Consider the following 20,124-nt stretch of genomic DNA (forward strand, 5'->3'; position numbering starts at 1 on the left):
AGGTCCTTATTTGTGTGGGGTATATGTTGATATAGGGAAGGGAATATAAAAGAATATAGGTAAGGGTAGTATAAGGGTGTTTAAGGGTATATATAGGAAACCTTACCAGCGATCAACGCCAAGGTGTTTTTCCATGCGGCGCATCATACGTGCGAAGGCATCATCTTCCTCTTTTTTCTGGGATTTTGTCTCTTCTGCTACAGGAATGATATTATCAGACGTGATAATCACTGTATCTCCGAAGGAATGGTATGTATGACCACCTACACGTTTTGTTTGGGAGTAGCTTTCATCATAGGAGTAAGGCTCAACACGGTCTTTGTGGAAAAAATCATCCTTATTATATTCGCGTACACCAGCATTGTAAGTGTCGATAGCAGCACGTTTTTTAGTGATCAACATTTGAATCACTGCATCTGTATCAGCTAGATAATTTTCTAAGTCTGTTGTATAGGCTTTCATATCTTCCGTGGATGCCATTTTAAAAGACATAGGTCTATGATCACTTTGGAAACTAGGGTAGTTAATGGATGAAGCAAAAGCGGAAGAACCGATAGTTATGGCTAGTGTCGTTAATAGTAATGTACGTTTCATAAGTGTCTCCTTCTTAGTATCTAGTTTATAAACGTTAATTAGGTACACCCTATTAGTAGGTTACCATAGAGTGTATTATATGCTGTTTCAAGGCTTTCATAGAGGGAAACTATGAATTAAGCATATAATTAGAAGTATAAGAGTTAAAACTAATGTAGTGTACCCTGTTATCTGTATCTAAAGTATATCCTACGAATATGAAGAGAAGATGATGAATACTACAAGATAGTTATATCGGCTAGGTAGATGGTAGCCATAAGCTTGTATAGGTTAATATGCAAAAAAAGCGACTGTTTTCACAGTCGCTTTAGTATACTTATACTAGCTCTAACCCACTTGGGATAACGTATATGTAATTTGACCCACTTGGGTAGATATCATTACTACTTAGTATATTGTGTATATCAGGCACTTGCCTTTAGAACTACTTAGTTCTTATATAGATTGGTTCGTATCACTTGATACAATGTTATAGTACTTATCTAAGAAACCACTCGGTTTACTGATTAGATAAGAGTTTCTCCGTGTTGAGAGAAGAATGCTTGTGGATGAGCACATACTGGGCAAAGTTTTGGAGCTTCTTCGCCGATGTGGATGTAACCACAGTTAGCACAGATCCAAGCAACTGGTTGTTCACGTTTGAACACTTTACCACCTTCAACAGCAGTTACAAGGTCAAGGTAACGTTCTTCGTGACGAGCTTCGATAACACCAACTTGTTCGAATAAGTAAGCGATTTTAGCAAAACCTTCTTCTTTTGCAACTTTAGCAAATTCTGGGTACATTACAGTGTGTTCGTAGTGTTCGCCAGCGGCAGCGTCTTTTAAGTTGATCGCTACGTCAGCGTTTACATCGCCACCGTGTAATAATTTGAACCATACTTTAGCATGAGCGGATTCGTTGATTGCTGTTTCTTCGAAGTAATCAGCGATTTTGTTCATACCAGCTTTGCGAGCTGCACTTGCATAGTATGTATATTTACGGTTAGCTTGAGATTCACCAGCGAATGCTGCTTGAAGATTTTTTTCTGTTTGAGTACCTTTTAATTCTGGCATTTTCTTTCCTCCATGTACTTTACATAGCTGTAATAAAATAAATACTTATTTGTATAGTGGGCTTGTTCACTTGAGCAAGTCCCTATTGATTTCGTTACTTAACGAATAATCATTGTTGATTACATTATAGACTATGAAAATGAGAAATGCAAGTCTTTTTTTAGAAAATTTTAAAAATTTTTTATAAATGATAAGCTCTCTCAATCGGCTTTGCTGTCGCATTTGTAGCGTGTTAATTCCCCTGTTAAATAGGGGGATTACACAAATTAGAAATTGAGAATAGAACTCAAAAGATAAAAATGTAATGATAATACATAGAAATACCTCTATTTATAGGCTTTGGGCGATATAGTGATATGGTAGGTATTTTTGAGGTCTTATCAAATGATACTCGTCATCAATGTTCATAGTTTGTAAGTATTGCATAGGGAGAAACTTTCAGCAATACCCATAAGGTCCTATAGAGAAATATAAAGTTAGATGATATACTATAGACATAATCATGGAAATAGGAGGTGCCTATGGGATTTGTAAAATACCAAGTAGGTGATGTGGTACAAATGAAGAAACCCCATCCTTGTGGTAGTCAGAATTGGGAGATTAAACGAACTGGCGTTGATTTCGTAACAGTCTGTGAAGGCTGTGGGCATCAAGTGATGATACCACGACCTAAGTTTGAAAAGAATGTAAAAAAGATAGTATCCAGAAAAGAAGCAACAGAAGAATAAGAAGTGATTCGTACATCATGATAGTTTTCTAGGAGAGGGATATCTATGGTTGATTTAACGAAATATGCAGCCAAGGGCGGTTGCGCCTGTAAGATTGGGCCGCACATCTTAGCGGATGTGTTACAGCATATGAAGATGCCCACACATCCAGCTGTATTGACCGATGCATCTGGTATGGAAGATGCGGGGGTGTATCAAATTAATGAAAGTCAAGCCATTGTACAGACGGTGGATTTTTTTACACCTCCAGTGGCAGATCCGAGATTCTTTGGTCGAGTAGCGGCTTGTAATAGTTTGAGTGATGTGTATGCGATGGGTGGCACGCCTATATCAGCATTGAATATTGTAGGCTTTCCTGTGCCTTTAGTGAAAGAAGGTGTCCTTCGTGAGGTCTTAGAAGGTGCCAATGAGGTCTTACTGGAGACGGGAGTAGCTCTTCTTGGTGGTCACAGTATCGAAAATGAAGTGCCTATTTTTGGAATGGCTGTGACCGGTCTCATTAATCCACGTCATATTTGGACGAATGGAGATGCTCAAGTGGGTGATGTCTTAATTCTATCTAAACCGATTGGAACGGGCATTATGAACACGGCTGCAAAAGGTGGCGTATTCCCTGAAGGTGTGCAGGAAGCTGTCTACAGTATGGGAACGATTAATAAAGGAGCTCGAGATGTGGCGGCGCAGTTTATCATTCACGGTTGTACGGATATTACGGGATTCAGCTTGATTGGTCATGTATCTGAAATGGCAAAAGCTAGTGGAACATCTGCGGAACTCTATGCGGAGCAAATTCCTCTCTTTACGGATGTATTAGAGGCTGCTAGTATGGGCTTAGTCCCAGCATCTACGTATGGGAATCGTAAAGCATTAGGTGATCAAGCTGAGTTTGCTGACCATTTAGATCCAGTATGGAGCGATATTTGTTTTGATCCGCAAACATCAGGTGGTTTATTATTTGCTTGTTCTGAAAGTGAAGGAAAGCAGTTACTTTCAGAGTTACAAGCAAAGGGTTTACAGGCCGCGCAGATCGGCCGTGTCATTCAGGAAGGAAGGAAACAAGTCTATGTCAAATAAAGAAGTAACGATAGATATGCGAGGCCAAGTATGTCCAGCGCCTGTGATTGAAGCAAAAAAAGCGATGGATTCTGATGCGAATCTGTATGTAAAAGTCATTGTCGACAATGATGTGAGCCGTGACAATGTGGTGAAACTAGGGGAATACCGTGGCTATGAAAACCATGTATTAGAACAAGAGGGAAATTACATCGTTGTATTGATTCCCCCTACAGCTGTGAAAGCGGAAGTGACTGCGGTTAGTGCTGTAAATATTCAAACTTCGAATGATTTAGAGGACCTGGATTTGGAAGATATTTTTGAAAATGAATTTGCTGCACCCCTAGGAAAGGTTGTAACGAATACAACGATTGCCGGTGGAGAGGCCCCATTTTATATGACAAATGGTACAGGTAGCTTGGAGCGTAGTATTGCAGCTTATGAAAAAACAAAAGCAGAAAAAGCAACAATGGGTGCGCCGATTAGTCAAGATACAGTTCCCCCTGAATTGATGGGAACCGCGGTACCGTCTGTGCCAACTTCTTCTATGGGTGGCAAAGTGCTATTGTTGACAAAAGATTATTTGGGTGAAGGCAGTGAAGAGTTAGGTCGTAATTTGATGAAAACATTCATCTATGTATTGACAGAAACAGATGTGAAACCTAAAGCCATCTATTGCATTAATAGCGCTGTAAAAATGCTGGTAGAAGGGTCGGAACATATTGAAAACTTCAAAGCCTTAGAAGCAGCAGGGGTGACTGTGAGTGGCTGTGGCATTTGTTTAGACTTTTACGAGGTGAAAGACAAAGTGCAAGTAGGCACTATTACGAATCTGTATGCTATTACTGAAAGTATGATGCAAGAGCCCTTTGTTACATTGTAATTAGATGCGTGGTAACATTGGTAGATAGAACTGGAAAGATTGAATGAGGTAGACGCACATGAACGTTTTTGCAGTAGATAGTAAGAAACCTGATACAGCTACAGATAAGGTACCACAAAAAGTACTCGTTCTATTTAGCTCTTACTATTTTGCAGATAAAGCAGATAAAATGTTAGGGCAATATAAAGTGCCTCATCAGTTAATGCCAGTTCCACCAGAGCTATCTAGCGCTTGTGGGCTCTCTATTGGTGTGCAAGAAGAAAACATAGAAGAAGTATTGCGCATCTTTGAGGTAGAAAAAATAACCCCTTCTCATATGTATTATTATGAAAAGGGAAAAGAACCGATAGAATATGTACGTACACCTTGCTAATATAGGTTATAGTAATTAGTTATGGGTTTATTAAAATAGTATAAGCAATATAAAAGCTAGGCATACGGAGAAATGTGTGCCTAGTTTTTTATGCGTAGTTTGTATGTAAACATGTTTATAAGCTTGTATTATTGTTAGGTATATATTGTAAATGAGTTTTGAAGTGAAAAAATTAAAAGAGGCATATACAGTGATATTTTAAGTAAAAGTACACTGTATATGCCTGTATTGTTAGTAGGTTATTATACGTTGAAGCGGAAATGTGTTACATCGCCGTCTTTCATGATATAGTCTTTGCCTTCTAGGCGAACAAGACCTTTTTCTTTGGCTGCATTTTGGCTGCCGCAAGCTTCTAAATCGTCAAAGGATACGATCTCTGCACGAATGAAACCTTTTTCGATGTCAGAGTGGATTTTACCAGCTGCTTGAGGGGCTTTTGTGCCTTCCACGATAGTCCACGCACGAGCTTCCATTTCGCCAGCTGTAAAGTAGTTAATTAAGCCCAATAAGGAGTAACTAGCTTTGATTAATTTTGTTAAGCCGCTTTCTTCTAAACCGAGGTCAGCTAGGAAAGCTGTTGCTTCTTCGTCGGATAATTCAGCAATTTCAGATTCAATGCGAGCAGATACGACAACTACGCCAGAACCTTCTTTAGCAGCATAGTCTTCTACTTGTTTTACAAATTCGTTGCCAGAGTAGTCGGACACTTCATCTTCCCCCACGTTGGCTACGTATAAAGATTTTTTAGCTGTTAATAGTGTTAGGTCTTTTAAGATTTCTAGCTCATCGTCTGTTAAGCCTTGGGCACGAACAGGGATGGCATCGCCTAAAGCAGCAGATACTTTTTCTAAAATAGGCGCTTCCATGCGAGCATCTTTGTCACCAGATTTTGCTAACTTAGCAATACGTTGTAAGCGTTTATCTACGCTTTCAAGGTCAGCTAAACAAAGTTCAGTGTTGATGATTTCAATATCGCGAACAGGATCTACAGAACCAGCCACATGTGTGATGTTAGGGTCATCGAAACAACGAATCACTTGTGCGATGGCATCGACTTGGCGAATGTGGCTTAAGAATTTGTTTCCTAAACCTTCTCCTTTGGATGCACCAGCCACGAGGCCTGCAATATCTACGAAACGCATGGCAGCAGGTAAGATGCGTTTAGAACCGAACATCTCAGCCAACACCGCTAAACGAGCGTCGGGTACGTCTACGACGCCTACATTTGGTTCGATGGTACAGAAAGGGTAGTTTGCCGCTTCTGCGCCAGCCTTTGTAATAGCATTAAACAATGTACTTTTTCCGACGTTTGGAAGGCCTACAATGCCTACTTCTAAATTTGTGCTCATTGGTAACTCCTTTAGTGCTTGCGATACATTATCAAAATAGTATAAACGGTATGTATAATTTGTGATATACTATAAATAAGAGAGCTTCCAACGTGAGTTGGGCTCATCTCTTCCTACTCTGGGAGGAGGTGATACTATGACACCATTTGAAATCGCATCTCTATTGATACAGTTTGGAATGTTAGTTGTAGCAATTTTGACTTACCGTAAAAGTAAGTAAAATGCCTAACGATATAAGGTTTCGCGTACCTTAACACGTTAGGCATTTCGATTTTTGATACGTTTCGAGATGAGCCTAACGCCTAGTACACGTTGTGGGCTCTCTTTTTTACAGTCATAGTATACCATAATTGCATACTAACTGCCAATAGATTTATACAAAAATAGAGGAACGTTGATAGTATTTGACCAACGTTCCTCTATTTTATTTTGGTTAATGTATTACAGCCTCGTGTATCTCATGAACGAAGATACTATTATCAAACGCATATCTTATAGATAATGTGCACGTAATTCTTCAGCAGATTTTGGAGATAACCAAGCTGGTGCGATATCGAATACTGTGAAAGCACCGCGACCACCATGTGCTGCTAAGCGATGTACGCCACGAGCGAAGGCTACTAATACAGCACCAGTAAATTCAGGGTTAGAATCTAATTGTAAACCGAATTCGTAGATGTGTTTTGTACCTGTTGTAGTTTCGCCGCTGCGGATCACAAGACCGCCATGTGGGATGCCTTTGTGGTTAGCATCCAATTCTTCTTGGGATATGAATGTTACAGTTGTCTCATAGCCAACGAAGTAGTTAGGCATTGTTTTAATTTCATTTTCAATGCGAGCTGCGTCAGCGCCTTCTTCCAATACCACATAGCATTCACGAAGGTGAGAAGAAGTAGCTGTCACTTCTGGTGTTTCACCATTGCGGATAGCGGAGATGATTTCTTGTTTAGGCACAGTGTATTGACGAGCATCTGCTACGCCTTCGATGCGACGGATAGCATCGGAATGACCTTGGGATACGCCACGGCCCCAGAATGTGTAGGAATCGCCTTGTGGTAAAATACTTTCAGCGTACACACGTTGCAAGGAGAACATGCCAGGGTCCCAACCACAAGAGATTAATGCTGCTGTGCCAGCTTCTTGGGCTACTTTGCGCACGTTTTCGAAATGTTCAGGGATGCGAGCATGTGTGTCAAAGCTGTCGATCACATTGAAATGAGCTGCAATAGCTGGAGTTTGATCGATTAGGTCTGTAGCACTACCGCCGCATAATACCATTACATCGATTTTGCCTTTGAAAGATTCTACTTCTTCCATTGTGTAGCTAGGAACGCCACTAACAGTTTGCAAACCAGAACGGCGAGAGAATACACCTACCAATTCCATATCTGGTTGCAATGCTACAGCCGCTTCTACACCGCGGCCAAGGTTACCGTATCCAACGATACCAATACGAATGTTGCTCATGTTACTTCCTTTCGTGAAAGTTGATACTTTCATTAATATTAATGCTATACGAACTGTAATGTAAGATTACAGTATATGATGACATAAAATAGGGGGACTATGCTCACTATTTTTCGCATGTATCATTATAGCGGAAAATTCCCATAGAGAAAAGGGGAATATTAAAATTGTAGTGTTTTAATGCGATCCACAGCACGAATTGTGTTTTCTCGGCTGCCAAATGCAGTGAGGCGTAGATAGCCTTCCCCTTCCGGACCAAAACCGGAACCAGGTGTGCTGACGATGTGGACTTTTTCTAACAAGGTATCAAATAAGTCCCAGCTAGTCATGTCTTTTGGTGCTTGAATCCAAATGTATGGAGCATCAACACCACCAAATACAGTTAGACCAATGGCTTCTAAGCCTTCACGGATAATGCGAGCATTTTCCATGTAGTAAGCGATGTGTTCTTTAATTTGTGCACGACCTTCTGGTGTGTAAACAGCAGCAGCACCACGTTGGATGATGTAAGGAACTCCGTTGAATTTTGTCGTTTGACGACGATTCCACATTGGATTCAGAGGAACACGTTTACCTTCGGCGTTTTTAGCAGTGACTTCATGAGGAACGACTGTATAGGCGCAACGAGTACCAGTGAAACCAGCTGTTTTAGAGAAAGAACGGAATTCGATGGCCACTTCACGAGCGCCTTCGATTTCATAAATAGAACGAACTGTATCTGTGGATGTGATGAAAGCTTCATAAGCAGAGTCGAACATCAAGATTGCTTCGTTATCTTTGCACCATTGTACCCATTCTGCTAAGCGGGCACGGCTTAATACGGTGCCAGTTGGGTTGTTAGGGCAGCAAAGGTAGACGATATCTACACGTTCTTTAGGGAATGCAGGAGAAAAGTTGTTCTCTGCATTTGTTGGTAGGTATACTACTTTTTCGTAAATGCCATCGATAGCTTTGCCAGTACGACCGCCCATGACGTTGGAATCTAGATATACTGGATATACAGGATCAGTAATAGCGATGATGTTGTCTTCGGAGAAAATTTCTTGAATGTTACCCACATCAGATTTTGCTCCGTCAGACACGAAGATTTCATCCGGTTGGATTGTAATACCTAATGGTGCATAATCGCCTTCCGCGATGGCATTGCGCAAGAAATCGTAGCCTTGCTCAGGACCGTAGCCACGGAAAGTGTCAGCAGAACCCATTTCATCTACTGCTGCATGCATAGCTTCAATGACAGCTGGTACGAGGGGACGTGTCACATCACCAATGCCAAGGCGAATGATGTCTGCTTCAGGGTGACTTTCTTTGAAAGCTTCTACTTTACGAGCGATATTAGCGAATAAATAAGAACCTTGTAGGTTTTCATAATTTGGATTTACAGTAGCCATAGGAGCTCCTTCTTTTACAAAATAATAAAGATACATGTATATAAAGACATCGAAGCGGTATGTATATTTCAGCATAATAGATATGTGTATATGCCGTGAGTTGGTTATGCAGACACGCAAGACGAGGAACATTTATATATAGATGTAATAATAATTAATGAATATAAAAGGGGGTTGAATAGATCCCTTAAATTATATTTCTATATTCTATAGTATTTATAAAGATATGTCAAAAGCAAAATGGCGGTATAGTGTGCAGTTATACTAGTCAATTTACCTATCGAGGTTTCGGTTGGTGCTATATGTTTTGTGCCAATGGTTGTGTCTAATTACCTGTGTATGTCGTTATCACATAAGAACGAGGCTGTTCATGGAACGCCTCGTCATTTAAAAGGTTTAGTTTTAATTAATGACTTTAGAATGACATGTTCAGTACATTGCGCTGGACTTTACGTAATCGATACATATAGCAGAGAGCAGCCGAAGACGTGCTTGATAATAATCCAATCCAAACGGAGTAAGGCCCGAAGTCTGTGAATAGGTAGCAAAGGTATGCAACGGGTACGGTCACGCCCCAATAGGTGCCGATGGTAATAATAGAAACGCTAGTTACATCACGATAGGCTCGGAGAACCCCTTGTAAAGGTGTGCCTACAGCATCGATAATTGTGAAAAATACGGCGTAAGAAATGAAACTTTCAATAAGTGGAATCATGTGATCTTCCTTGGTATATAGGCTGGCTAAGAAGTCGATATGAGTGAAAGAATAGGTTCCAATGCAAAGTGCTATGAAAGCTGCTACACCACGAGTAATCCATGTGTAAGTAATAGCATTTTGATATCGTTTAGCTCCTAACTCATAGGCGATGACAATGGTGGATGCCATACTTAAACTCAATGGGAAAGAAAATGTTAATCCAAGGAAACTAGACGCTGCTTGATGGGCCGCTATGATTTCTGTGCCGAACTTAGTCATAGCAATCCCAGCAGCACTAAAAATGCTGATTTCTGCAAAGATAGACAAGCCAATAGGAATCCCTAGAGCTAATTGATCTCGAATGAGTATCCAACTAGGACCAGTGAAAGAAGACCAAAATTGATACTGTTTGAAGTGTTTATGGAATGTAATGAGCCCGAGAAAACATAGCATCATATACCAATAGGCGATGGCCGTTGAAATACCGGCACCAAAGCCCCCAAAAGCGGGGATGGGGCCATAACCTTGTATGAATAGTACATTGAAAATAGACTGAAATAACACACTACTGCCAATGATGTATAAAGAGTAGCGAGTATTTCCGTGAGCATCGACGATATATCTGAATCCAGACATGATCATCATAGCTGGAAAGGCGACGCACATGGCGTTCATATATTGGATGCAAACAGATTTTGCCGCCGGTTCTAATCCCAATAGATCTAACAAAGGAGATAAACCAAGTAGGGTGGCAAGTATAAGGACTGTTGCAAATGCAAGCCCTAAATAGATATTTTGCCACATAGTAGCAGCTACCGATTCAGTTTTTTTAGCCCCCAAGGCATGAGAAATAATCGGGGTCACACCAAGGAGAATTCCTGACAGACCAAAAAAAGCGGCGACCCATAAGTTGTACCCCACACCAATAGCTGCTAAATCTATAGTACTGTATTGCCCCGTTAATGTGACTGCTATAAAACTACCAACAATGATAGAAAATTGTGTAGCAATGACGGGGGCAGCTACAAGTAGGAAATGTTTAATCATAGAAACTAAAGACATACTACCTCCCAAACTTACTTATTTTTACAATCTTAATAACATTTAATTTTATCACTAAATATGATACAAGTCTATGGCTTCTAGAGGGGTATTATCTCTTAAAAAGACATGGTGTATAATGGTAACAATTCAGTTATATCAATGGATATGACATAGTATATTGCGAGAAAAACTACTAAAGTATATAATTTTTGCATATATGGGAGACTGCTCTTGCGTGGGTGGTCTCCTTATTTGTTATGGACGCTAAAAAAAAGAACCTGCCCGCCGGCAGGTTCTTTTTAGGATGATGATGTACGCCCATACAAAATCATGACAACTATATCAACACTTTGAGTGCTAATACCATAATGGTAGGTTCACTTGGCCATGATAAGGCGATTATCAATATGTGACGTATCCCATACAACGCATATTGTAATAAAAAAATCCTTTTTCTTGTGTTTGGAGTATCAGAAAAAGGCCTTTGATTCTCCTCCCTATCTCTCGTAGGTCAAGTGGTGAATGATGAATAGGCAGTTCTCCTGACTCAGCTTCAACGCGCCTCCAGCCTTCCCAGTTTCCCAGTGACATAATTGGATTTGCTCTGCTTTACAGTGGCGGGACCGTGCCAGACTTTAACTGGCTTCTCTATTATGCTTTCGCACCTATTCCCGAATGTTTGATTGTATGTGTGTATTGTACCGCTTTGTTTTTTTACTGTCAAGAACAAGATGAATAAGTATGACTATTTTGTAATTAGAGAGGCATAATTGTGACTTTTATTACTAATTGTCATGATTGAGATTGAAGCCCTCCTTTTCTTGCTAAATAGATAGCATTAATTTATAATGAATGAAGATAATACAATATATTGTGTAATATAAAGGATGATGAGATGAAATATACAAGTACGCGCAGTCATGAAACGGTGAGCGAAACTTTTGCGTTGCTCCATGGATTGGCAAGTGATGGCGGTTTATATGTGCCGGCAGAGTTTCCTGAACAATGTTTATCCTATCGCGATGTGGCAGATAAAAGCTATGAAGAAATTGCACTGGTTGTGTTGAGTAAGTTATTTACTACTTTTACAGAAGCAGAATTAGAAACGATGATTCGCAGTGCTTACAATACGGTGAACTTTGATACACCAGATATGGCGCCTATGCATTCCTTGTTAGAGCGAGTGTCTGTGTTGGAGTTGTTCCACGGTCGCACCCAAGCTTTTAAAGATATGGCGTTGTCTTTATTCCCTTATTTGTTGGTAGCAGCGAAAGAAGCGGAACAAGAAACGAAAGAAGTGTTAATCCTGACAGCCACTTCTGGTGACACTGGAAAGGCAGCCTTAGAAGGGTTTAAAGATGTGCCGGGAACGCACATTCAAGTGTTTTTTCCTACAGACGGCGTTAGCCCAATGCAACAAGAGCAAATGCAAAAGCAAGAAGGGGCCAATGTAAATGTAACGGCCATCGAGGGAAACTTCGATGATGCGCAACAATTCTTGAAACGTCTCTTTGTGGATGCTGATGTGGCAAAGGAAGTGGCAGACAAAGGGGTGAAGTTCTCCTCTGCAAATTCCATCAATATCGGTCGTTTAGCACCACAAGTGGTATACTATGTAGCAACCTATGCTGAGTTGGTGAACACTGGGGCTATCCACGAAGATGAAGCGTTCAATGTGGTGGTGCCAACAGGTAACTTTGGCAATATTTTGGCGGCTTACTATGCAAAACGCATGGGTATTCCAGTGGGTAAATTGATTTGTGCATCCAACCAAAACAATGTGCTGGCAGATTTCTTCAGTACTGGTACGTATGATATGAATCGCCCATTCTACACGACCATATCCCCGTCCATGGACATTTTAGAAAGCTCTAATTTTGAACGTTTTATCTATTATGTGAGTGGTGAAAATGCAGAATTGACAGCACAGCGGATGAAAGCGTTGAAAGCAGAGGGTAAATTCTCTGTAACTGCGGAAGAACTACAAGCGGTGCAAAAAGAATTTGCTGGTGCTTATGTAGACGATGAGATGACAAAAGCTGTTATTGAGCAAGTATACAATTCCTATGGATATGTGATGGATCCACACACAGCAGTAGCGATGGGTGCTTACATGAAAGAATTGGAAGACCATCCAGAAGATGGTCATCGTCACACAGTGATTGCCTCCACGGCACATCCGTTCAAATTCCCAACACCAATTTGTGAAGCGCTGGATATCAAAGTAGGGGCGACTCCTTATGAAAGCTTGGACAATATTTCGGCTGTCACAGGCGTGGGTTGTCCAAAACAATTGGCGGAGTTGCAACATAAACCATTGCGTTTTACTAAGGTAATTCCGAAAGAATCTATGAAAGAAGAAATTCTATCCTTTGTGGATACTTTCAGACAGTAGGTGACCTATGGTACAAGCATTTTTCTTTTCCCTCATGTCATCCTTTGCTTTCAGTATCATGAACCTATTTGTGAAACTTTTAGGTGATGGTATGCCAGCGGCAGAGGTGACATTTTTCAGAGGATTGATAGGAACAATTGCCGTACTCATAGTGATGCGACAAAAAAGAATTTCCTTTTCCACAGAACATCGAGGGTTATTAACCTTGCGAGGTATCTTTGGTGGACTAGGAAATTTGAGTAATTTTATTGCCTTGGTCTATATGTCCATGGCAGATGCGTCTATTTTATTTCAGCTATCTGGCATATTTGTGCTGATTTTCAGTAACATTGTATTGAAAGAAAAATTACCCAATGGATCCGCTAAATGGCTGGGGTTGATCTTCTTAGCCGTTGTGTATATGATTCAACCTTGGAATTTATCGGGATTGCATTGGTATTCTTTTATTGCCATTGCAGGAGCAGCCTTATCGGCGGCGGCTTATACGACAATACGGACTATCAGTTTAAAAGGTGGTCATAGTTCCTATGAAATTATGTTTTATTTTTTAGTCACCACCATGCTAGTAGGCGGTATCGTAATGATACCAGATTTTGTGTGGCCTAATGCAACACAATCCCTGTATTTAGGAATTATTGGAGCCATTTCTGTAGTGGCGCAGTTCTTCCTAACAGGTGCATTTGTGGCAACCAATGCGGTGGTAGCACAATTTATGCAATATGTAGGGGTATTCTTTAACTCCTTCTGGGGATTTATCGTCTTCGGAGAAAACCTAGCTTTGGCGACCGTCATAGCAGGTATTGTTATGTTTAGTTCATCAGTGATGTTGGCTCGTTTGAAAGAAGAACAAGCTCACACACGGTAGTCAATCAAGAAAGAGGTATGACGATGAGTGAAAAATTATATCAATTTGGTCTAGTTGGTTTGGCTGTTATGGGGCAAAACTTGGCCCGCAACATTGCCCGTCATGGATTTAGCATTGCAGTGTACAACCGTACACCACAAAAAACAGACGATTTTGTAGCCAACTATAGCCATGAAGGAACAATCGGAGGAGCACATACTCCAGAAGAGTTTGTAGCGATGTTAGAAAAACCTCGTAAAATCATGTTCTTAGTAAAAGCAGGTCAACCTGTAGATGACATGATCGAATCCTTCTTGCCATATTTAGACCAAGGCGATACCTTAATTGATGGTGGTAATTCCCATTACCCAGATACGATCCGTCGTACGAAATATTTAGAATCCAAAGGGTTCCGTTTTTTAGGTGTTGGTGTATCTGGCGGTGAAGAAGGTGCCTTGAATGGTCCAAGCTTGATGCCAGGCGGTAATGAAGCATCTTACAATGAATTAGCGCCAATCTTTACATCCATTGCAGCCCAAGTGGCAGATGGTCCTTGCTGTACATATGTAGGCGATGACGGTGCAGGCCATTATGTAAAAATGGTGCACAATGGTATCGAATACGGCGATATGCAATTAATCTCCGAAGCCTACTTCATGATGAAAGAATTACTTCGCATGAGCGATGATGAAATCGGCGATGTATTTGCAAAATGGAATACAGGACTATTAGATTCCTATCTTATTGAAATCACAGCTAAAATCATGAAAGTAAAAGATACGGATGGAACTCCATTAGTAGAAAAAATCTTGGACAAAGCTGGTCAAAAAGGTACTGGTAAATGGACTAGCCAAGAAGGTTTAGACCTTGGCGTGCCAATTCCAACTATCGCAGAAGCTGTATTTGCTCGTGCTATGTCTGCGTACAAATCTGAACGTGTGTTGGCAGAACCAGTATTAGCAGGTCCAACAGAAGTCTTTGAAGGTGATAAAGAAGCATTAGTAGATTCTATTCATTCTGCCTTATATGCGTCTAAAATCTGTTCCTATGCTCAAGGCTTTGCATTGATTAAAGCAGCAGCAAAAGAATATAACTGGAATATTAACTTCGGTGATATGGCATTATTGTGGCGCGGTGGTTGCATTATCCGTGCTGCTTTCTTAGAAGATATTAAAAAAGCGTTCACTAATAATCCAGATTTGAATAACTTGATGTTGGATCCATTCTTCGCAGAAGCATTGCAAACACACCAAGCAAAATGGCGTGAAGCGATCATTGCTGCGAAACGTTACGGTATCCCAACACCTGCTTTCAGTGCATCCTTAGATTACTTCGACTCTTATCGCCGTGGCGTATTGCCAGCGAACCTAATCCAAGGACAACGTGACTTCTTCGGCGCTCATACATACGAACGTACAGACAAAGAAGGCACATTCCATACAGAGTGGGCGGAAGCGTAGGAAATATATAGCAAACATCCCTAGGTGGAGGTCTAGGGATGTTGACTTTTACAGTACAATGATTTACTATATACATAAGAAGAGCAATTGATGTCTAACAGCGTCAAGCTCATCTCGGCTAACAAGATGAGGCCTAACGTGCAGAGTACTAGGAATACTCTACATATACGTTAGGCCTTTAAACTTATATATTACTTGATCAATGTAATGATCATGACAATACATGTGATTAAAAGTACCACTAAGGTACATGAAGTTAATGCGATCATTAAAGCTTCAAATACAGTCATGGCACTCACCTCCTTTCGAGGGGGATTTAACAAGTAAATCCGAAGTCTACTAAGAGATGAGCCAAACGCATATCGCCCCTAGGGGCAACATCAATTGCTCTACGTTTAGTATAGCACTTTACAACTGGATAATACATAGCGAAACGACTACTTCTTACAGGTAACTGTGAGGGGTAGTCTTTTTTGCATTGTGATAAATTAAATTTTATAGACAATGACAAAATATGTCTTTTTAATAGTGTATATTCTTTATGAACATTGTATTATAACTAGTCAATATTAGGCGGTTTTTGGGTGAAATTAGCCTATAAAAAATGTTTGAAAAAATGAGATAATTGTACATGATAAAAGGAAAAGAGGTAATAGGGTGGATATCAAGAAAGACATCATATTTAGGCAAATTGGAGCTAAGGTTGCCTATTATAGATCGCTTCGTAATCTGACACAAATTCAATTAGCAAATTTAGTAAATATAAGTGAAAGTACATTAAGTCGATTAGAGCGTGGAAAATATAATTCAAACATATCTGTATCTATCTTATTAGATATTTCGAAGGCACTTAAAATAGAAGTGGCGGAACTGTTAACATTCTCAGACCAAGAGAAAAAGCTGTGGTATGAGTAGTTATAAAAAATTCTATTACAAAATTAGGGAGGAATGGATTAAATGAAGAGAAAAATGCTATTTTTATGTGCGATTAGCATTGCAACAGTAACAACAATAGCAAATGCTAGCACGACAGTGAATCAACAAGCGGCAGCAGGGAATATTTTGACAAGTATTATATCTGCATCAGTGAAACAAAATAATACTAATACCTGGCTATCTAGAACTAGTGTGAATGTTGGCTTTCAAAAAAATTGGAAACCATTATATTCCGTAGAGATGATTCACCCATTGACAGAGTATACAAATCATAAAAATAATCTACTGTTTTTACAAACTCGTCTTTCTAATACTGCAGATATTGGTACTACAAGTAATGTAGGTCTTGGTTATCGACATTTAACAAATGGTGGCAGAACAATGTATGGTGTAAATACATTTTACGACTATGGATTCAAAGAGCATCATAAAAGAATTAGTCTAGGTCTTGAAGCGTTACATGGGCAAAGTGAATTACGAGCTAATCTATATAAAGGTCTTTCTGGTGAAAAAGAGGTTGATACTACCGCGCATATATTTGAAAAAGTAGTTAACGGCTATGATGTTGAATATGCTACGACTTTTAAGAATGCAGCTTATACACGTGTATATGCTAATGTTTACAATTGGGACTATAAACACGATGTAGACAAGAGAGGCGTAAAATTAGGAGCTGAAGTCCAATTAACTCCTAGGGTAGCTATTGATATTGGATATAATAAGGCTGAACATAGTTCTGGAGAGCCATATGGGCAAATTATGTACAGATTAGATAATAGTAAAGTTGCATTATGGGATGGAAGCCATAGCAGAGAAAATGAAATAACAGTTCGTAATAAAATGTTAGAGAAAGTAAGACGTAATAACAACATCGTAGTAGAACGATATAGTAAAAATGAAAAAAATGAAAAAGAAGTTAAATCTAAGACAATTAACTACTCTATTCGAATTAATTAAAAGGGGCGTAGACAAATGTTAAAAAAAATACTATTTATTACTGCGGGGATAGCATTATTTAGTAGTACTATAGTCTCTCAAGCTGCATCCATCACAAATGAGACTACGGGTGTTTCTGGAATGATCAATTCTATCGGACTACACAATACTAACGATACAATAGGATGGGTAAACATTCCTGTCAACAAAAGTTTTGAGGAAATTGGTTCCTCCGTAGATGGTGTCATTAATGCAGAAGATTTGCCTGAAGGGCATTATGATTATATTAGATATGGTCATGGACCCATAAAAGTAAAAGGGAAAATTGATGTATTTGATAGTCGTGGTGATATAGCAATACCAGGAACATATTATTCTACGAGTACTCCACTTAAGTTTAAACAGGGAGATTATGGAACTAAAGAAGATTGGTTTATAATTCCAGTTGGAAAACTTACTAGTGATTGGGGATCAGAGAGTTTAGCAATTGCTAATATAAAAAAAGAAGGTGTAGGTAGTTATTTATCAGATAACCCTGATGAACAATATGATATGAGTCCTATTAACTTAATTATTAGCAAAGACCAAGATGGAAATAAGTACTCTAATATGTCTTCTATTCAAGCGACATTTGATACCAATTATTTGTGGGCAGGAAAAGGATATTTGAAAGCCAGAGCTGATGATTATATTTTGGGTGATTTTAAAAAAATTGGATATAGAAACTATCGCTTAGATTATGGTTCAGGAGATTCTTATGTTTGGGAAATGAAAAACTATGGGACAACAACAGAACATTATTTTTTATATCCTAATTTCCTAGATATGCCAGAAATTCATTTAAATAAGTAATACATTAATATAGAGATGTAAAATGTAACCATATATACATAGTATGATTCAATAAGAAATGTAAACCATGCTATAAAATACCCCTAGGAATACTCCTGGGGGTTATTATATTTGAAGATTTTAATTGGAGATAAAATTAAAATAAAGAAATGACAAAATATGTCATTCAGATGAGATATACTTTCTTATAGATAGAGTTTTTACACTGTGATAAGTCTAATACATAAAAATGATATATTTCTAAAAATGTGAATTTGTAAATTTAAGTAGAAATATTTCTCATATTACCTTGTCAAGGCAATACTCAAAGTATACAATAAAGGTAACTGTTTTATCATGGTGAATTCACGTATTACACATAAGGAGAGACAGATGATTAACAAACAAAAAAATGATGAACGTATTGAACTTCTGAGACAGATTGGAGATAAGTATCAATTATCAGATATTGGGACCAATGTGGATGATTTTAAGAAGATTAATGCAGAATATCACGCTCACATTTTAATGGTTGGGGGATTTAGTGCAGGTAAGTCTGCATTATTAAACAAATATATTGGAAAGTCTATTCTGAATGAAAGCCAATCACCAGAGACAGCATTTGCATCAGAGTTAAAGTTCTCTGAAAGTGAACGTATATTAGCAGTTTTAAATGATGGAAATATAGAAGAAGTTGCAGATGCTAATAGTCTATCTAGTGAATCTGAAAAAATTTCTAACTTGGTGTATTACGTAGATAGTGAAAATATTAAACTGCATGCTGACTATACAATGGTAGATACACCGGGCTTTGACTCTGGCTTAGAACGTCATAACCAAGCGTTGATGCAATATATTGGTAAGGGGACTGCCTATATTTTAGTAGTTGATTGCGAAAGAGGAACAGTTTCTGAAAGTGCTTTAAACTTTTTGAATGAAGTCATTAACTATAGCACAGACATAGCTGTTGTTATTACTAAGTGTGATAAAAAAATACCGAGTGAAGTTGAGAAAATTCGCGAGTATATTTCTAACTTATTGTTAGCAAATACAGGTATGGAATTACCGGTGATAACTACATCAATTTTTGATGAAGACGTAGTAGAAAAATTAAATAAATTGGTAGTAGGATTTGATGCTCAGTATTTATATGATAAAAATATTACCTCCCAAGTAGATTACATAAAAGAATTACTAATAAAATCTCTTACAGTCATTCAATCTAGCGCATCTTGTGATACTAAAACAATAGAAGAAGAAATTGCAAAAAGAGAAGAAGCAAAGAATGTATTATTGAAAAATATTGAAGAAAAACGAAGGAAAATTCGTTCGGATGTTAGAAATACAATGAAAAGTACAATCATTGCTGATGTATCCTCAACTTTGGAAAGTCAAGTTAATGCCTTGGCAAGAGTAGCCTTGACAAGTCCAGATATGTTACAACAACGGCTCGTGGAGATTGTAAGGCCTATACTAATACGACATATTGAAGAATATACTGAGATATCTACTGCATCATTTGTAAAAGGGTTAAATGTATCTTCTTTAGAGAACCTAGGAGAAGATATTAATATAGGAGAAACACTTACAAATATTTATGAAAAAATAAAAGATATGACAGATCGTAAGATGATTAAGATGCCTAACCTAGGAAAAGCAGGGAATTTAGCTGAGGTAGGAAGTAAAACCGGCCTAGGAAGTACACTATATCGTAGCGTTACATCAGCGTTAGCCATTACTACTAGTGCAATAGCGCCAATATTTGAGTTATTGATTGTATTTTTACCAGATATTATTAATCTCCTTAAAGGTTTATTTTCTGAATCAAAAGAAGATAAGGCAGCCAATGCAATTCGTAAAGATGTAATACCACAGGTTGTTTCTAAGTTAAATAATGAGTTAGATACACCATTACAAGAGATGGAATCTCAAATGATTGAAGGCGTAGTGGCAACAATTCAAGAATTAATTGATACAGAAAATAAAGCATTAGAAGTGGCAAAAATGCAATTAACTGATGAACTAGAAAAACATAGTCATTTCTTAAACGGCATTCAAGAAGATATTGATTTTGTGAAAGGGGTATAA

At 38.7% G+C, this 20,124-nt stretch carries 19 protein-coding genes and 1 riboswitch; of the genes, 12 read left to right on the forward strand and 7 right to left on the reverse strand.

The genetic code is table 11. From position 1 onward, the window contains the following. Window positions 1-102: 102 nt before the first annotated feature. Window positions 103-594, reverse strand: coding sequence for a hypothetical protein (locus EO121_RS02855; protein WP_127165866.1), 492 nt, complete (start codon window positions 592-594; stop codon window positions 103-105). A gap of 506 nt (window positions 595-1,100) precedes the next feature. Beyond that, on the reverse strand, window positions 1,101-1,649 hold the full coding sequence (gene rbr, locus EO121_RS02860) for a rubrerythrin (RefSeq protein WP_009352954.1): 549 nt from the start codon (window positions 1,647-1,649) through the stop codon (window positions 1,101-1,103). Window positions 1,650-2,170: 521 nt separating this feature from the next. Between rbr and EO121_RS02865 the strand changes: the two genes are divergently transcribed. Genes EO121_RS02865 through EO121_RS02885 form a run of 4 tightly spaced genes read left to right on the forward strand, consistent with a single transcriptional unit; the run spans window position 2,171 to window position 4,686 of the window. Next, window positions 2,171-2,377, forward strand: coding sequence for a DUF951 domain-containing protein (locus tag EO121_RS02865; protein ID WP_127067949.1), 207 nt, complete (start codon window positions 2,171-2,173; stop codon window positions 2,375-2,377). Between the two features lie 45 nt (window positions 2,378-2,422). Then, window positions 2,423-3,451, forward strand: a complete 1,029-nt coding sequence (gene selD / locus EO121_RS02870) for a selenide, water dikinase SelD (protein WP_127165868.1) — start codon at window positions 2,423-2,425, stop codon at window positions 3,449-3,451. Next, window positions 3,441-4,313 (forward strand): sulfurtransferase-like selenium metabolism protein YedF, encoded by an 873-nt coding sequence (yedF, locus tag EO121_RS08750; protein ID WP_240629381.1) that lies wholly within the window; start codon window positions 3,441-3,443, stop codon window positions 4,311-4,313. Before selD ends, yedF begins: the two co-directional genes overlap by 11 nt. Before the next feature lie 58 nt (window positions 4,314-4,371). Continuing rightward, complete coding sequence (locus EO121_RS02885) at window positions 4,372-4,686, forward strand: DUF3343 domain-containing protein (RefSeq protein ID WP_127165870.1); 315 nt, start codon at window positions 4,372-4,374, stop codon at window positions 4,684-4,686. Between the two features lie 242 nt (window positions 4,687-4,928). Here EO121_RS02885 and ychF read toward each other — a convergent pair whose 3' ends face one another. Further along, window positions 4,929-6,035, reverse strand: a complete 1,107-nt coding sequence (gene ychF, locus EO121_RS02890) for a redox-regulated ATPase YchF (protein WP_009352804.1) — start codon at window positions 6,033-6,035, stop codon at window positions 4,929-4,931. 136 nt (window positions 6,036-6,171) lie between these two features. On the opposite strand from ychF, the gene EO121_RS08855 reads away from it, so the two are divergent. Further along, on the forward strand, window positions 6,172-6,255 hold the full coding sequence (locus EO121_RS08855; protein WP_370447201.1) for a putative holin-like toxin: 84 nt from the start codon (window positions 6,172-6,174) through the stop codon (window positions 6,253-6,255). A gap of 272 nt (window positions 6,256-6,527) precedes the next feature. Here EO121_RS08855 and EO121_RS02895 read toward each other — a convergent pair whose 3' ends face one another. The 3 genes from EO121_RS02895 to EO121_RS02905 all read right to left on the reverse strand — a co-directional run bounded on the left by EO121_RS02895 (window position 6,528) and on the right by EO121_RS02905 (window position 10,652). Then, window positions 6,528-7,502, reverse strand: coding sequence for a diaminopimelate dehydrogenase (locus EO121_RS02895; RefSeq protein WP_127008996.1), 975 nt, complete (start codon window positions 7,500-7,502; stop codon window positions 6,528-6,530). Between the two features lie 161 nt (window positions 7,503-7,663). Continuing rightward, entirely contained in the window at window positions 7,664-8,893 is a 1,230-nt protein-coding gene (locus EO121_RS02900; RefSeq protein WP_127165872.1) for an LL-diaminopimelate aminotransferase, read from the reverse strand. Window positions 8,894-9,308: 415 nt separating this feature from the next. Continuing rightward, window positions 9,309-10,652 carry an MATE family efflux transporter gene (locus EO121_RS02905; protein ID WP_127165874.1) on the reverse strand — a complete coding sequence of 448 codons (1,344 nt, stop codon included), beginning with the start codon at window positions 10,650-10,652 and terminating at the stop codon, window positions 9,309-9,311. 496 nt (window positions 10,653-11,148) lie between these two features. Further along, window positions 11,149-11,318: riboswitch (cobalamin riboswitch) on the reverse strand. Window positions 11,319-11,529: 211 nt separating this feature from the next. Here EO121_RS02905 and thrC point away from each other — a divergent pair. The 3 genes from thrC to gnd are packed head-to-tail and all read left to right on the forward strand — an operon-like array spanning window position 11,530 to window position 15,333. Then, complete coding sequence (thrC, locus tag EO121_RS02910) at window positions 11,530-13,029, forward strand: threonine synthase (RefSeq protein WP_127165876.1); 1,500 nt, start codon at window positions 11,530-11,532, stop codon at window positions 13,027-13,029. A 7-nt stretch (window positions 13,030-13,036) separates the two neighbouring features. After that, window positions 13,037-13,894: a DMT family transporter gene (locus EO121_RS02915; RefSeq protein WP_127165879.1), complete on the forward strand. Its 858-nt coding sequence runs from the start codon at window positions 13,037-13,039 to the stop codon at window positions 13,892-13,894. Between the two features lie 23 nt (window positions 13,895-13,917). Continuing rightward, a complete protein-coding gene (gene gnd / locus EO121_RS02920) occupies window positions 13,918-15,333 on the forward strand; it encodes a decarboxylating NADP(+)-dependent phosphogluconate dehydrogenase (RefSeq protein ID WP_127165881.1) in 1,416 nt (471 codons plus the stop codon). A gap of 191 nt (window positions 15,334-15,524) precedes the next feature. Here the strand turns inward: gnd and EO121_RS08755 are convergent, their stop codons facing one another. Next, window positions 15,525-15,623, reverse strand: a complete 99-nt coding sequence (locus EO121_RS08755; RefSeq protein WP_240626942.1) for a putative holin-like toxin — start codon at window positions 15,621-15,623, stop codon at window positions 15,525-15,527. A gap of 367 nt (window positions 15,624-15,990) precedes the next feature. Between EO121_RS08755 and EO121_RS02925 the strand changes: the two genes are divergently transcribed. From EO121_RS02925 to EO121_RS02940, 4 genes are all read left to right on the forward strand, one after another. After that, window positions 15,991-16,248 (forward strand): helix-turn-helix domain-containing protein, encoded by a 258-nt coding sequence (locus EO121_RS02925; RefSeq protein WP_127165883.1) that lies wholly within the window; start codon window positions 15,991-15,993, stop codon window positions 16,246-16,248. A gap of 42 nt (window positions 16,249-16,290) precedes the next feature. Further along, a complete protein-coding gene (locus tag EO121_RS02930) occupies window positions 16,291-17,226 on the forward strand; it encodes an inverse autotransporter beta domain-containing protein (protein ID WP_127165885.1) in 936 nt (311 codons plus the stop codon). A gap of 15 nt (window positions 17,227-17,241) precedes the next feature. Next, window positions 17,242-18,057 (forward strand): hypothetical protein, encoded by an 816-nt coding sequence (locus EO121_RS02935; protein WP_127165887.1) that lies wholly within the window; start codon window positions 17,242-17,244, stop codon window positions 18,055-18,057. Window positions 18,058-18,429: 372 nt separating this feature from the next. Further along, window positions 18,430-20,124, forward strand: coding sequence for a dynamin family protein (locus EO121_RS02940; protein ID WP_164725842.1), 1,695 nt, complete (start codon window positions 18,430-18,432; stop codon window positions 20,122-20,124).

The organism is Veillonella sp. CHU732, assembly GCF_003992085.1.
Lineage (GTDB): Bacteria > Bacillota > Negativicutes > Veillonellales > Veillonellaceae > F0422.

What these genes read in the sequence shown, in the direction of transcription:
- rbr (WP_009352954.1), bottom strand. Translation starts at nt 1,649, where the DNA reads ATGCCAGAATTAAAAGGTACTCAAACAGAAAAAAATCTTCAAGCAGCA.
- EO121_RS02915 (WP_127165879.1), top strand. Translation starts at nt 13,037, where the DNA reads ATGGTACAAGCATTTTTCTTTTCCCTCATGTCATCCTTTGCTTTCAGT.
- gnd (WP_127165881.1), top strand. Translation starts at nt 13,918, where the DNA reads ATGAGTGAAAAATTATATCAATTTGGTCTAGTTGGTTTGGCTGTTATG.
- EO121_RS02865 (WP_127067949.1), top strand. Translation starts at nt 2,171, where the DNA reads ATGGGATTTGTAAAATACCAAGTAGGTGATGTGGTACAAATGAAGAAA.
- EO121_RS02935 (WP_127165887.1), top strand. Translation starts at nt 17,242, where the DNA reads ATGTTAAAAAAAATACTATTTATTACTGCGGGGATAGCATTATTTAGT.
- ychF (WP_009352804.1), bottom strand. Translation starts at nt 6,035, where the DNA reads ATGAGCACAAATTTAGAAGTAGGCATTGTAGGCCTTCCAAACGTCGGA.
- yedF (WP_240629381.1), top strand. Translation starts at nt 3,441, where the DNA reads ATGTCAAATAAAGAAGTAACGATAGATATGCGAGGCCAAGTATGTCCA.
- EO121_RS02895 (WP_127008996.1), bottom strand. Translation starts at nt 7,502, where the DNA reads ATGAGCAACATTCGTATTGGTATCGTTGGATACGGTAACCTTGGCCGC.
- EO121_RS02900 (WP_127165872.1), bottom strand. Translation starts at nt 8,893, where the DNA reads ATGGCTACTGTAAATCCAAATTATGAAAACCTACAAGGTTCTTATTTA.
- thrC (WP_127165876.1), top strand. Translation starts at nt 11,530, where the DNA reads ATGAAATATACAAGTACGCGCAGTCATGAAACGGTGAGCGAAACTTTT.
- EO121_RS08855 (WP_370447201.1), top strand. Translation starts at nt 6,172, where the DNA reads ATGACACCATTTGAAATCGCATCTCTATTGATACAGTTTGGAATGTTA.
- EO121_RS02885 (WP_127165870.1), top strand. Translation starts at nt 4,372, where the DNA reads ATGAACGTTTTTGCAGTAGATAGTAAGAAACCTGATACAGCTACAGAT.
- EO121_RS02940 (WP_164725842.1), top strand. Translation starts at nt 18,430, where the DNA reads ATGATTAACAAACAAAAAAATGATGAACGTATTGAACTTCTGAGACAG.
- EO121_RS08755 (WP_240626942.1), bottom strand. Translation starts at nt 15,623, where the DNA reads ATGACTGTATTTGAAGCTTTAATGATCGCATTAACTTCATGTACCTTA.
- EO121_RS02905 (WP_127165874.1), bottom strand. Translation starts at nt 10,652, where the DNA reads ATGTCTTTAGTTTCTATGATTAAACATTTCCTACTTGTAGCTGCCCCC.
- EO121_RS02930 (WP_127165885.1), top strand. Translation starts at nt 16,291, where the DNA reads ATGAAGAGAAAAATGCTATTTTTATGTGCGATTAGCATTGCAACAGTA.
- EO121_RS02855 (WP_127165866.1), bottom strand. Translation starts at nt 594, where the DNA reads ATGAAACGTACATTACTATTAACGACACTAGCCATAACTATCGGTTCT.
- selD (WP_127165868.1), top strand. Translation starts at nt 2,423, where the DNA reads ATGGTTGATTTAACGAAATATGCAGCCAAGGGCGGTTGCGCCTGTAAG.